The organism is Paraplanobispora siamensis (assembly GCF_016863175.1).
GTDB lineage: Bacteria > Actinomycetota > Actinomycetes > Streptosporangiales > Streptosporangiaceae > Planobispora > Planobispora siamensis.
Genome location: NZ_BOOJ01000022.1, coordinates 256075 through 269004, shown reverse-complemented (window position 1 = coordinate 269004; position 12930 = coordinate 256075). Strand labels below are relative to the sequence as shown.

10 protein-coding genes are annotated in these 12930 nt (G+C 72.3%); 2 read left to right on the top strand and 8 right to left on the bottom strand.

The window, feature by feature from the left end; genetic code table 11:
• Window positions 1–158: 158 nt before the first annotated feature.
• From Psi01_RS12095 to Psi01_RS12085, 3 genes are all read right to left on the bottom strand, one after another.
• Window positions 159–578: a GNAT family N-acetyltransferase gene (locus tag Psi01_RS12095; protein WP_204064043.1), complete on the bottom strand. Its 420-nt coding sequence runs from the start codon at window positions 576–578 to the stop codon at window positions 159–161.
• 24 nt (window positions 579–602) lie between these two features.
• Complete coding sequence (locus tag Psi01_RS12090; protein ID WP_204064042.1) at window positions 603–1298, bottom strand: hypothetical protein; 696 nt, start codon at window positions 1296–1298, stop codon at window positions 603–605.
• A 191-nt stretch (window positions 1299–1489) separates the two neighbouring features.
• Window positions 1490–3556 (bottom strand): HelD family protein, encoded by a 2067-nt coding sequence (locus Psi01_RS12085; protein ID WP_373872485.1) that lies wholly within the window; start codon window positions 3554–3556, stop codon window positions 1490–1492.
• A gap of 160 nt (window positions 3557–3716) precedes the next feature.
• Here Psi01_RS12085 and Psi01_RS12080 point away from each other — a divergent pair, with 160 nt between their 5' ends.
• Window positions 3717–3998, top strand: a complete 282-nt coding sequence (locus Psi01_RS12080; protein ID WP_204064041.1) for a hypothetical protein — start codon at window positions 3717–3719, stop codon at window positions 3996–3998.
• Between the two features lie 186 nt (window positions 3999–4184).
• Here Psi01_RS12080 and Psi01_RS12075 read toward each other — a convergent pair whose 3' ends face one another.
• The 4 genes from Psi01_RS12075 to Psi01_RS12060 form a co-directional block, all read right to left on the bottom strand.
• The gene (locus Psi01_RS12075; protein WP_204064040.1) at window positions 4185–5831 is read right to left on the bottom strand and encodes a DNA repair helicase XPB; all 1647 of its coding nucleotides are present in this window, start codon (window positions 5829–5831) and stop codon (window positions 4185–4187) included.
• Between the two features lie 70 nt (window positions 5832–5901).
• Window positions 5902–6504, bottom strand: a complete 603-nt coding sequence (locus Psi01_RS12070; RefSeq protein WP_204064039.1) for an MgtC/SapB family protein — start codon at window positions 6502–6504, stop codon at window positions 5902–5904.
• 48 nt (window positions 6505–6552) lie between these two features.
• Window positions 6553–8136, bottom strand: a complete 1584-nt coding sequence (locus Psi01_RS12065; protein ID WP_204064038.1) for a class I adenylate-forming enzyme family protein — start codon at window positions 8134–8136, stop codon at window positions 6553–6555.
• Between the two features lie 70 nt (window positions 8137–8206).
• On the bottom strand, window positions 8207–10627 hold the full coding sequence (locus tag Psi01_RS12060; protein ID WP_204064037.1) for a helicase-associated domain-containing protein: 2421 nt from the start codon (window positions 10625–10627) through the stop codon (window positions 8207–8209).
• Window positions 10628–10741: 114 nt separating this feature from the next.
• On the opposite strand from Psi01_RS12060, the gene Psi01_RS12055 reads away from it, so the two are divergent.
• Entirely contained in the window at window positions 10742–12118 is a 1377-nt protein-coding gene (locus Psi01_RS12055) for a hypothetical protein (RefSeq protein WP_204064036.1), read from the top strand.
• A gap of 39 nt (window positions 12119–12157) precedes the next feature.
• On the opposite strand, the gene Psi01_RS12050 is transcribed toward Psi01_RS12055, so the two are convergent.
• Window positions 12158–12781 carry a TetR/AcrR family transcriptional regulator gene (locus tag Psi01_RS12050; protein ID WP_204064035.1) on the bottom strand — a complete coding sequence of 208 codons (624 nt, stop codon included), beginning with the start codon at window positions 12779–12781 and terminating at the stop codon, window positions 12158–12160.
• Window positions 12782–12930: the final 149 nt, after the last annotated feature.

The window sequence follows — 12930 nt, the reverse complement described above, 5'->3', positions numbered from 1 at the left end:
AAGTCCATCGCCTGAGCACAGCACCCGAACAGAGAAGAGGCCGGTCCCCTCGGGGACCGGCCCTTTCTTCTTCTCCGCCCTTTTCCTCCCCGCCCGGCTCCGCCGTACGTCCCCGTGCTCCGCCGTACGGCGCCCGCCATCGGACCGGGGCGGTCCCGTCAGCCGAGGGGCTTGACCCACCGGGCCCAGTCGGGCTGGGGGGCGTAACCGGCGGCGCGCCAGGCGTGATGGGCGAGCTCGTTGTCGTGCAGCACCATCGCGTCGGCCCGGAACGCCCCGAAGGCCGCGAAACGCTCCTCGGCCGCCCGGATCAGCGCGCTCCCGACGCCCTGCCGCCGCCGCGCCGGGTCCACCGCCAGCCGGTAGAGATGGGCCCGCCAGCCGTCCCAGCCCGCGATCAGCGTGCCCGCCGTCTCCCCGCCGACCTCGGCGACGAGCACGGCCTCGGGATCGCGTTCGATGAGCGCCGTCACCTTCGCCGGGTCGTCGTGCCGGTCGGTCCCCTCCGCGGCGACCAGCCAGAAGGCCAGCAGCGCCTCGACGTCCTCGATCCGCCCGTACCGAATGATCACATCCACGACCCGGCAACCTACCAGCCCCCGTCAGAACCGCGTCGGCACAGCCGCCGCGCACACATCCCCCCGCCGCCCCAGCACCTCCGACACCCGGTCGTTGGCCCGCACCCACTGCGCCATCTCCGGAGAGAGGTATCCGAGAACCCGCAGGATCGTGGCGTGGTCGGCGGCCAGATGCCGCTGGTGGACGGGTTCGTAGTGAGCGATCCGGTTCCGCGGCTTGCGCAGGTGATAGAGGTCCTGGTGAAGAGCGCGCCGGGGACCCCGGTAATGGGGGAAGGCCCTGTGGAGGGCTGGGCGCCACAGCCGCATGTCGTATCTGTTGCCGGTCCCGAGCAGGCTGGTCCAGAAACCGAAGGAGAGCTCGGCTATCACGTGGCCGTTCGTGGGGCTCGTGTAGTTCTGGGCCACGGTGGCGCACGCCTGCAGCACGCTTCGTCGGGCACTCGCATCCAGGTCAAGAGCGGGGGCGTGCCACCAGTCCGAGCGGTGAAGGAGCGTGGTCAGCTCGCGATTCAGGGCGTTCCGCAGAACGACCTCGAGGCAGTGGAGCGGGCCGTGGAACGCGCTGGAGATCTCTATATTCCATGCGTAGAGGCGAAGGGCGTGTTCCAGTCGCCCGTCGCATGTTCGGAAGAACGGTTGAAGCCGCTCGGTCGATACGGCGTCGCAGACCTTCTGGAAGAGTGTGCCGTTCACCGGTTTCCTTTCCGCGCCGCTCATGGTCTGCTACCGTGAGTGATGTGTGCCCCGGGGACGCCTCTGCTTGCAAGCCCCCGGGGTAAGCCTTTTTCTGGGCACTTTCACGGGGCGCGGACCGTGTGTGCTCGTCTGACTGCAAAATGTCAGCCCTCCGAACCTCTGTTCGGAGGGCTTTTCGATTGCGGGGAGCGGATCGTCGGGGAGCCGGTGGATCAGCCGGTCAGCTCGGGTGGCAGGGGCTTGGAGTGCAGGACCGTCAGGGAGGTGACCGCGCGGGTGAGGACGACGTACAGCCGGGCCAGGCCGCGGGGTTCGGCGGAGACGATGTCGGCCGGCTCGACCACGATGACGTGGTCGTACTCCAGGCCCTTGGCCAGGGTGGCGGGGACGACCAGCAGGCGGTGCTCCTCGACGGAGTCGGGGGTCAGCACGCGGTGGTCGAGATGGGAGAGCATCGCGGAGACTGCCGTGACGGAGGCGTCGGGGACGATCACGCCGATCGAGCCCTCGGCGGACAGCGCCCGCTCGGCCGCCTCGGCCAGGGAGGCGGGCAGGTCGGGGGCCGGCCGTATCGACAGTGAGCCCGCGCCGGGGCGCAGCGACCGGGGGGCGGCCAGGTCGGGGGCGACGGAGGGCAGCAGACGGGCGGCGTAGTCGAGGACCTCGCGGGGGACGCGGAAGCCGAGGGTGAGTTCGGTGACCGCGCCGTCGGCGAAGCCCAGGTGGCCCAGGACCTCGGTCCAGGAGCGGGCCGACCATGGGGTGGTGCCCTGGGCGATGTCGCCCAGCACGGTCGCCGAGCCGGTACGGCACCGCCGGCCGAGGGCGCGCAGCTGCATCGCCGACAGGTCCTGCGCCTCGTCCACGACCAGGTGGCCGAAGACCGGGGTGCGCTCGATCATGTCGCCCAGCTCGTCCATCAGCGCGCAGTCGGCGGCCGACCACTTCGCCGAGCGGAAGGACTTGGCCGGCTTGGCCCACAGCAGGGCGGCCTGCTCCTCGGCGGTCAGGTCGTTCTTGGCGGCCGCGGCGAGGAACCCGGCGTCGCTGAAGAGCCGGTGCAGGACCTGCTGCGGGGTGAGCTTGGGCCACACCCGGTCCACGAGCTGCCTGACCGGCTTGGACCGGGCGACCGCGTCCTGCACGCGGTCGTCGGGGGACTCGCCGCGCTGTTCCATGCGGACGAGCACCATGTGGGCCAGGCGCTGGGCCAGGGCCGCGCGGCCGGGGGCGTACCGGGTGGTGCCGCGCAGCGAGGCGACGATCTCGCGCACCTCGTGGTCGGGAACCCTGTAGCGGTTGACGCCCTTGGTGAACAGCAGGCCCTCGGTCGGCTTGACGATGTGCATCCACAGGGCGCGTTCGAGCACCGGGACCATCTTCACGTCGCCCTTGATCGTGGAGACCGCGGGGTCCTCTGGGGCGGAGTGCTCGCCGAGGATGCCGGCGACCGTGGTCTGGTCGACCTTGATCTCGCCCAGGGCGGGGAGCACCGAGGAGATGTAGGACAGGAAGGCCCGGTTGGGGCCGACGATCATCACGCCGGACCTGGCGAGCCGCTCCCGGTGGGTGAACAGCAGGTACGCGGCCCGGTGCAGGCCGACGGCGGTCTTTCCGGTGCCGGGAGCCCCCTGGACGCACACCGTGCGGGCCAGGTCGGAACGGACGATCTCGTCCTGGTCGGGCTGGATGGTCGCGACGATGTCGCGCATCGGGCCGGACCGGGGGCGCTCGATCTCCTCGGTCAGGATCTTCGAGTGCCGCAGCGCCTGCCCCCGGTCGAGGTGCTCGTCCTCGAAGGCGGTCAGGTCGCCGCCGTGGTAGCCGAACCGGCGGCGGAGCGAGACGTCCATCGGGTCGGACGGGCTGGCCTGGTAGAACGCCCGGGAGACCGGGGCCCGCCAGTCGATCACCAGGGGGTGGCTGTGGTCGTCGTGGACGTGCCGGCGGCCGACGTAGACGGTCCCGGGCAGCTCGTCGTCGGCCGAGCGGTCCAGGCGGCCGAAGAAGAGCGGGGTCCCGGAGTGGTCGGCGAGGGCGGCCACCCGCTGGTCGAGCAGCGCCTGCAGGATCTGCTGGGAGACCCAGTCGCCGGCGGCGTCGGCGGACAGGGACTGGGCGTGTTCGCGCATCGCGCGCAGGGCGGCCCTGGAGACGGCCAGGTGCTCGCGTTCGGCGGCCAGGACCTCGGCCGCGGGGAGATCGGGATCGGAGGGGCCGGGGCGGCCGGGATCGGACGGGGCGGGGTCTATGTCCGGGACCAGTTGATGTGCGGGCACGCGAAAGCGCCTCCCATTCGATAAACGGAGGTGGTATCAGGCAGCGAATCGACTAGCTTACCGATGCCCCCCGGAGGGCTCAAAAGGATTAATGCCCGCGTGAGTTCCCTTCCCTATGGGTATTCCGACAGGTGTGCGCATCTCCCTCGTCATACCGACGGTGGCCAATCTTCTGCTCGGCGCGCTGTGGATCCTGTCGGCTTTCGGCGGATGGGGGGCGAAGGCCTTCTGCGCGGACGCCGCGTGCGCGGAGCGGATGGGGGGCGTCATCACGGTGTCGGGCCTGTTCGCGGCCGTCGCCGCCTGCTGTACGGCGGCCGCCTGGCTGCCCGTGAAGGCCCACCGCGACGAGGGGCGTTTCCTGCTGTTGACGGGAGCCGCCGTGATCGCCTGGGCCATCGCCGTGGGCACATTGTTCATCGGCGGAATGATCGTAAGGTAAGCATTCCGTGACTGTCGGTCATTCTTTGCGGAAGTGCGAAAAAGACGGGCAAATACGGTGAATTGCGCAGATCATAGGGTATGCCGCCACTGGTCGTCACGACCCAGCGAGGGGGTGGTTTCTTTGTCGAAGACCCGCGGTATCTCGTGGATCTGACCCCGGGGACGACGTGTTCGTCTCGCGGCCCTAGTCGCCGGCGAGCACGTCGTCCGCGTCGATGATCTGGTAGGCGTACCCCTGCTCGGCCAGGAAGCGCTGCCGGTGCGCGGCGAACTCCTGGTCCACGGTGTCCCTGCTCACCACGGAGTAGAACCGGGCCCCGCCCCCGCCCGACTTGGGCCGTAGCACCCGGCCGAGCCGCTGGGCCTCCTCCTGGCGGGAGCCGAAGGTGCCCGACACCTGCACGGCCACCGACGCCTCGGGCAGGTCGATGGAGAAGTTGGCCACCTTCGACACGACCAGGACCTTGATCTCCTTGTCGCGGAAGGCCTGGAACAGCCGCTCGCGCTCCTTGACCTTGGTCTCGCCCTTGATCACCGGTGCGCCCAGGTGCTCGCCCAGCTCGTCGAGCTGGTCGATGTACTGGCCGATGATCAGCACCTGCTCGTCCGGGTGCCGCCTGACCAGCGCCTCGGTGACGCGGGTCTTGGACGGCGTGGTCGCGCAGAACCTGTAGCGCTCCTCGGAGTCGGCCATCGCGTAGGCGAGGCGCTCGTCGTCGGTGAGGGTCACCCGCACCTCGACGCAGTCGGCCGGGGCGATCCAGCCCTGGTTCTCCATCTCCTTCCACGGCGCGTCGTAGCGCTTGGGCCCGATCAGGGAGAACACGTCGCCCTCCCGGCCGTCCTCGCGCACCAGCGTCGCGGTCAGCCCGACCCGCCGCCTGGCCTGCAGATCGGCGGTCATCCGGAAGATCGGCGCGGGCAGCAGGTGCACCTCGTCGTAGATGATCAGGCCCCAGTCGCGCGCGTCGAACAGCTCCAGGTGCCGGTAGACGCCCTGCCTGCGGGTCGTCATCACCTGGTAGGTGGCGATGGTGACCGGCCGGATCTCCTTCTTGGTCCCGGTGTACTCGCCGATCTCGTCCTCGGTCAGGGACGTGCGCCTGATCAGCTCCTGCTTCCACTGGTGGGCCGAGACCGTGTTCGTCACCAGGATCAGCGTGGTGGCCTTGGCCTGCGCCATCGCCGCCGCGCCCACGATCGTCTTGCCCGCGCCGCACGGCAGCACGACCACGCCCGAGCCGCCGTGCCAGAAGGCCTCGGCCGCCTCGCGCTGGTAGGTGCGCAGCTCCCAGCCGTCCTCGGCCAGCGCGATCGGGTGGTGCTCGCCGTCGACGTAGCCGGCCAGGTCCTCGGCGGGCCAGCCCAGCTTCAGCAGCAGCTGCTTGATGTTGCCGCGCTCGCTCGGGTGGACCGCCACCGCGTCGCCGTCCAGCCGCTCGCCCAGCAGCGGCTGGATCTTCTTCGAGCGCAGCACCTCCTCCAGCACGGCCCGGTCGGTGCTGGTCAGCACCAGCCCGTGGATGGGGTGCTTCTCCAGGCGGAGTCTGCCGTAGCGCGCCATGGTCTCGGCGATGTCCACCAGCAGCGCGTGCGGGACCGGGTAGCGGCTGTAGCCGATCAGGGCGTCGATCACCTGCTCGGCGTCGTGTCCCGCGGCCCGCGCGTTCCACAGCGCCAGGGGGGTGATCCGGTAGGTGTGGACGTGCTCGGGTGCGCGCTCCAGTTCCGCGAACGGCGCGATCGCCTTGCGGCACTCGTCGGCCTTGTCATGGTCGACCTCGAGCAGCAGGGTCTTGTCGGACTGCACGATCAACGGGCCGTCAGCCACAGAAACTCTCCCTCATGTACGGCTACCGCATGTGCAACAAGACAGACCGCGCGCGCAGTCCCGGATCGGCTCAATCGAAGGCGCCGTTGACACCCGCCACGATGAAGGCGATGACGCCCAGGATGAGCAGGCCGACGTTGATGCCGACGCTGATCCAGGTCCACTTGAGCAGGTTCCTCGCCCGCGCGGTCTCCTGCTCGACCCTGCTGAGCGCGATCCCGGACAGGATGGCTCCGGCGATGCCGCCGAGGCTGACGTAGCAGCTCAGCGCCAGGACGATGCTGATGACCAGGGCCACGATCGCGTGGGTCCTGACCCCGTCGACGTTGGGGTGCGGCGCGGACCCGTAGCCGTAGGACCCGCCGTACCCGGCCTGGCCGTAGTCCTGTCCGTAACCGCCCTGCCCGTACCCGGCCTGGCCGTAACCCTGCCCGCCGTACCCGCTCTGTCCGCCGTATCCGCTCTGTCCGCCGTATCCGCTCTGCCCGTAGTCCTGTCCGTAGCCGCCCTGGCCGTAGTCCTGCTTGCCGTACCCGCCCTGGTTGTAGCTCTGCTGCGTCGGCTCCTGGCCGAAGGGCCGGTCGTAGCCCGGCGACTGACCCGGGCCTGTGGTGTAAGGGCTCTTCCAGTCGTCCGGGTTCGTGCTGGGGCCTTCGGGGTTGCCACTGCTCACTGGAAAACTCGTCTCGCCTCTGCTGAACCGTCTCGGTCTCAACAGATATCACGTGTCGGAGGGGTCGGTATCGGGGACGTCAAGACGGGCACGCAGGGCCTTGCGGTCAAGTTTGAGGATGCTGGTGACCGGGATCGAGTCGGTGAAGCGGATCTCACGCGGATAGCGCACCCGCCCGACCCGGAGTCTGGCCCAGTCGATGAGCTCCTCCGCCGTGACCTCGGCGCCTGGGCGGAGCTGGACGAAGGCCACCACCTCCTCGCCGTGGACCGGGTCGGGGCGGCCGACCACGCCGGACATGACCACGTCGGGGTGCTTGTTCAGGGCGTCCTCGACGTCACGCGGGAAGATGTTGAACCCGCCGCGGATGATCAGGTCCTTCTTCCTGTCCACGACGTGCAGGTAACCGTCGTCGTCCAGGCAGCCGATGTCGCCGGTGCGCAGCTCGCCGCCCACCAGCGCCGTCGAGGACGACGACCGGGCGTTCGCCTCCCCGGAGGGGCCGGGCGCCGCGTCCGCGGCTCCGGCGGCGTCGTCCGGCCAGTATCCGCTCATCAGCGCCTCGCCGCGCACGCAGATCTCCCCGACGTCGCCGACCTCCAGCTCCTCGCCGTCGTTGTCGCGGATGACGACCGTGTAGCCGGGCAGCGGCAGGCCGACGCTGCCGAGCTTGCGCCGGCCGGGCGGGTTGAAGGTGGTGATCGCGCTGGTCTCGGTCAGGCCGTACCCCTCCAGGATCTGCACGCCGGGCACCCGCCGTTCGAACTCCTCGACCACCTCGCGGGCCAGCGGTGCCGCCCCGCAGGTCAGATAGCGCAGCTCGGGCAGGGAGAACTCCTCCAGCGGCTCGGCCAGCAGCAGCTGGAGCATCGAGGGCACGACCGCGCCGTACTGCACCCGCTGCCCGGCGACCAGGTCCAGGAAGGCCTTGGCGTCGAACCAGCGCATCAGCACCCACTGCTGCGGCTCGGTGGCGTGCATGCCCGCGATCGTGAGGATCAGGCCGTAGGCGTGCGAGAGCGGCACCGGCACGATCGACCGGTTGACCCCGGGCAGGTGGAAGGTCTCCTGCGCGGCCCTGGCCACGTGCCAGAGCCCGCCGTGGGTGAGCATGACGCCCCTGGCCCTGCCGGTCGTGCCGCCGGTGTACATCAGCGCGGCGAGGTCGTCCGCCTCGCGCGCCACCGCGCCCCGCTCGTCGGCCGCCTCGATCTGGGAGAAGGGCGTCGTGCCCTCGGGGGCGTCGCCCACGACGATCACCGGGACGTCCCCGGCGGCGGCCCGCACCGTCTCCAGCAGCTCGGGGGAGGTCACCAGCGCCGAGGGCGCGCTGTCGGCGAGGATGTGCCGCAGCTCCTCGGCCCCCACCAGGAACACCACCGGCGTGACCACGGCCCCGGCCGCCCAGAGCGCCTGGTAGACGAGCGGCACCTCGGGGCTGGTGACCATCATGACCACCACCCGGTCACCGGGCCGGATCCCGAACGCCCCGAAGCCGCCGGAGCACCGCCGTGCCCGCTCGGCGAGCGTCCGCGCCCGGTGCCAGGTCCCCTCGTAGTAAAGAGAGTCGAAATCGCCGAACCGGGTCCACGACTCCTCCGCCAACCGGCCCAGCGTGTGCTCAGCGCTCATGAGGCAAACGTGGTCCGGCGCGGCTGCGCCGTCAAGCCCGCACGCTCTCGGCCCGCCGTAGGCCGGGCGGCTACGCCTGGACCTCGGCCACTCCGGTGATGCGGTGCAGGGCGAAACGGTGCACCGCGGCGCGCGTCTCGTCGTAGGCCGTCAGATAGCCGCCCTCCATGCGGGCGGGTTCGAGGATGCGGCTGGTGGCGTTGCCCTGGGAGTCGAGATAGCCGATCCAGACCTGGGTGCCCTGCCGGATGGCCTCGCGCAGGGCGCCGATCGTGGCGGTCGCCGGAGAACGGGGCACCTGGCCGTCGGGCGCGTCGACCGGCTTGCGGCGGGACCGGTGGGCGGCGTCTCCGGCCCGTACGGCGCGCACGGCCGCGGCGACCACCTCGGCGTCCAGGCCGTTGAAGGCGGCCGGGACGCGCAGCTGGGGCGGCCCCTCGGTCCGGCGCACGTCGAGCTGGGTGACGATCACGTCGCCGTCCAGGGACTCGGCCACCGGCGCGTAGCCCATCGCGCGCAGCGAGTCGACGAGGGTCGCCCGCGAGGTCTTGGACGCGATCACGGTGGGGGCCAGGCGGCGCAGCCGCAGCGGGGTCGCCCGCCGGTCGGCCATCACCTCGTCGAGCACCGAGGGGTCGTCGCACCGGACGTAGGCGCTGGCCGAGCCGACCCGCATCCGGCCGTGGCGGCGGGCCACGTCGGTGACCAGGTAACTGAGCGGCTGCGGGACCGGGGTGGCCGAGTGCCGCGTCAGCATGGCCAGCATCTCGTCGGCGCCCTGCCCGGCGTCCAGCGCCCGCCGGATCGACCCCTCGCAGAACCGGTAGACCGTCGCGCCGCCGGTGGACTCCACGTCGGCGGCCAGCGCCAGCCAGCGGCTCAGCTCGCCGGTGAGCGGGCCCGGGGCCACGGCGGTCAGGTCGGCCTGCAGGAGCACGTGGTCCAGCGGCTCGGGCAGCAGGGGGGCCAGCAGCTCGGCCGCCGGCGCCGTACGGCTCGCGCCGTCCTGGCCGGGGTCGGCGGGCAGGAGCGCCCGCCCGTGCCCGGACAGGGCGCCCAGCCCGGTGACCCCGATCTGCTCGGCCTCCCGCAGCGTGAAGTCCACCAGCCGGTCGCGCTGGGCGACCCGGCGGCGCGGCTGCTCCCAGGCCAGGCGTTCGCGGACCGCCTCCGGGGTCGGGGCCAGCGGGGAGGCCGCCTCGCCCGCGGTCGCCAGCATGGCCAGCGTGGCGGCGCGGACCTCGGGCGCGGCCGGGCGCCGCAGGTCGGGGTGGAGGGCGCTGCGCAGCCGGTCGCGCTCGTCCCGCTCGCCGATCATGCCCGGCACGCGGTCCATGGTGAGCCAGGTCGAGGCCAGCGTCACCCAGCGGTCCTCGGTGCTGCGCACCTTCCAGGCGTCGTAGACCGGGGTGGGCATCCAGTCGCCGTCGACCGCGCCGCTGGCGGCCACCAGCCCCGCCGCGTGCGCGACCTCGACGATCAGGCCGGCCGCCCACTCGGGCAGGTCGAGCAGGGCCGCGGCGCGCTTCAGGTCGCGTACGGCCAGGCCGCCGCCGCGGAGCACGCCGGGAGGGTCGGCGCTCCAGCGCTCGCACAGCTCCTCGACCGCGCGGGTGAAGGTGAAGGCCTGCCCGGCGGCGGTGCGGTCGACCAGGGCGCGGTCACGCGCGGTGCCGTCGAGCGGCGGGGGCAGCGGCGTCAGGTCGCGGTGGATCCGGCCGTCGCGCAGGAACAGCCCGACCTCGCGGGGCAGGACGACGGACTCCTCGCCGGTCGCCGCCAGCAGGGCGCGGGCCAGGAGCTGCTCGATCGGCGAGCGGGCGTTGGCCACGCGCACCTCCCGGCGCGCGTTGGGCACCCGGCCGCCGGCCGGTCCCCAGGCCAGCTCGTCGAGCGCGGAGCGCGCCTGCGGCGAGACCTCCTCGACCAGCCGGGCCAGGATCTGCCGGTCGGACAGCAGCCCGGCGAGCTCCTCCTTGCCGCCGCCGGAGCCGGAATCGGAGCCGGAGTGGGAGCCGCCCAGATCCTCGACCAGCTCGGCCAGCCGTTCCGCGTGGTAGTGGCGGAAGACCTCGACCGCGGGCGGTCCCAGACCGGCCGGGGAGTCGAGCACCTCCCGCACCCCGGGGGCCGGGACCAGGGCCCGGTCGGGCCCGTAGACCAGGGCGAGGGTCCGCAGCCGGTCGACCGTCTGCCTGAAGCGGGCCTCGAACACCGGGTCGGCCGGTCCCTGCAGCGACTTGGAGACCTGGGAGCGCAGCGACCGGTAGGCGATCGGCGAGGGCAGGACGGTGAGGGTCTCCAGGACCGCGAAGGTGAAGCGGTCGAGCCGGTCGAGCACCCGGCCGATCGCCGACGGGCTGCTGGCGCGCCCGGCCAGTCCTTCGACGTGGGCGGGGACCGGAGTGATGAGCTCGGGCCGCAGGACGACGAGCTCCCGTAACTGCTCGTCACTGCGGCCGCGCAGCCACTCTGAGAACTCCGTGCTCATTCCGTCAATGGTAAGCCGCACTGCCGACATTGTGCCGTCGGGGCGAATGTCGCCGGGTACGTGGCGGGTGCTGAATGGGGGAAGGGGTCGCGAGGAGGTCGCCGCTGAGGGAGGATGACGAAAGTGATCGAGCGTGCCGACCAGCTCGTCCTGGAGTACGTCAGCAGGGCGGCCGACGCCGCCCACGGCGTTCTGCGCCCGGACCAGCGGATCGACTTCGTCAACCGGTTGCGCGCGCGGATCAACGCCGAGCGCGGCGACTCGGAGAGCCCCGCCGTCACGGCGAAGGTGCTCGCGGTGTTCGGTGACCCGGTGGTGCTGGTGGAGCGCGAGGTCCGGCGCCTGGAGGGGGAGGCCGCCCGGTCGGGCACGGCGCCGGCGACGGGCCGCTCCGCCGCCAGCTCCCCGGTCGTTCCCGCCGAACCCGTGGTCCGCCCCGTCACCGGCTCGGTCCCCTCCGCGCCCGGATCCGCGACGTCCGCCTCCGGCCCCGTCGCGTCCGCCTCCGGATCGATCACCGGTCCCGTCACGTCAGCGCCGGGCCACGCCGAGCCGGTGGTCCGTCCCGTCGCGGACACCGCAGCCTCCCAGGGATCAGACGGGTTCACGGACCCGGACGCCGCCGCCGAGGCCGTCACCCGGGAGCTGCCCCCGGTGCGGGTCCCGCCCGCGGGCGCCGGTTCGGCCTCCTCTGGTACGGCGCGGCCGCCGGGTTCCGCCTCCTCTGGTACGGCGCGGCCGCCGGGTTCCGCCTCCTCGGGCGCGGGGCCGTCCGCACCTCCCGTCCTGCCGGGCGCGCCGCGGTCCCCGCGCGCTCTGCCGGGCGGGTCCGGGTCCTCGCGCCCCGTCCCTCCGGGAGTGGCCCGGTCGACGGAGGAGGCCAGGAAGACGCTGGCCGGCGAGCGTTCCGGCACCCGCTCCGGCCGGCGCCGCCGCCGCGGGGCGCGCGTCCCCGGCGGCGTCGCCGCGACCCTCGGGGAGCAGGATCTGCCTGGAGGGTGGAAGCCGCAGCCCGGCCGTGCCCCGGCGGGCGGGGAGAACCAGTGGGGGCCGCAGCGGTTCGGGGGCGTCAGAGGCGGATGGGACGCCTCCGGCCTGTCCGCGCACCCGCGCGAGCTGGCCGGGATGACGATGCTCCTCCTGGCCGGGCTGCTCGTCCTGGCAGACCTGCTCCTGGGCCTCTCGTTCGAGCCGGTCGTGATCTTCCAGGTCCCGTTCATCGTCTGGGCGGCCGGGGCGATGATCGTGCTGTCCTGTTCCGGCTGGGAGGTCGGGGACAAGGTGCTCGGCGCCGCCGCCCCGGTGCTCGCCTACTCCATCGGCGGAGTGGTGGCGGCGCTCATCCGCACCGGTGGTGACTTCGGGAAGATGGTGGACGACTTCTTCGCGGTGAGCGGGCCCGTGTTCGTGTTCGGCACGGCGGCGGGGGTCTTCTGGCTGCTCCGCCGCCTGATCAGGCCGCCCGCCCTGTTCAGCGGCGGGGTCCGCTAGACCGCCGGATCCGGAAGGCCGCCGGTCCGGCGCGCCGGCTCAGCCAACCGCCTGCACCGCGGGATGGGGCAGCAGGCCGAGCGCGAGCCGTACCCACGCCGCCACGAAGCGGTCGCGGTCGGCGCGGCCCGGGGGCTCGCCCACCGTCTCCTGGAACAGGCGGTAGTGGACCACCGCGCCGCCGAGCACGGCGGCGATCGCGGGCCAGTCGGCGTCGGTGCCGGCGTACTCGGGCTGGGCGCGGAACCACGTGATGATGGCGTCGAACATGGGCTGCAGCAGCCCCTCGCGCACGGTCGCCACCAGCTCGGGGAACTGGCTCAGGTCGCGGAAGAAGACGCGCGTCAGCTCGCTCTCCTCGCGGACCTTGGCCAGCCCGGCCCTGCACAGGTGCGCCAGCCTGGCCTCGACGTCGAGCGAGGCGTCGGCGGCGTCCATCTCGGCCAGGGTGTCGGCGATCTGCGCCCGGGTGCGGGTGGCGTGCTCGTTCATCGCCGCGGCCAGCACCTCGTACTTGGACTTGAAGTGCCGGTAGAGGCCCCCCGCGCCGGGGGACAGGCCGGAGGCGGCCTCGATCTCGGCCACCGAGGTCGCCGAGTAGCCCCGCTCGGCGAACAGGCGCAGGGCCTCGTCGATGATCCGCTCACGCGTCGATCTGGTCATTTCGCTGCCGACACCTCCATCACGACCCTATCCAGTGCGGAGTCCCGGCCCGGCCCGGCGGGCCGCCCTGTGGCGTCGGCCACGTTCTTCCGCGGTAAGTGGTTCCTTTCTGAAAGGGTTCCACAGCGCCGTCACCGCGTACAGCGTCA

Excerpts from the sequence above, each read along its gene's own strand:
- Psi01_RS12090 (WP_204064042.1), bottom strand. The coding sequence starts at position 1,298 with ATGAGCGGCGCGGAAAGGAAACCGGTGAACGGCACACTCTTCCAGAAG.
- Psi01_RS12065 (WP_204064038.1), bottom strand. The coding sequence starts at position 8,136 with ATGAGCGCTGAGCACACGCTGGGCCGGTTGGCGGAGGAGTCGTGGACC.
- Psi01_RS12060 (WP_204064037.1), bottom strand. The coding sequence starts at position 10,627 with ATGAGCACGGAGTTCTCAGAGTGGCTGCGCGGCCGCAGTGACGAGCAG.
- Psi01_RS12055 (WP_204064036.1), top strand. The coding sequence starts at position 10,742 with ATGACGAAAGTGATCGAGCGTGCCGACCAGCTCGTCCTGGAGTACGTC.
- Psi01_RS12050 (WP_204064035.1), bottom strand. The coding sequence starts at position 12,781 with ATGACCAGATCGACGCGTGAGCGGATCATCGACGAGGCCCTGCGCCTG.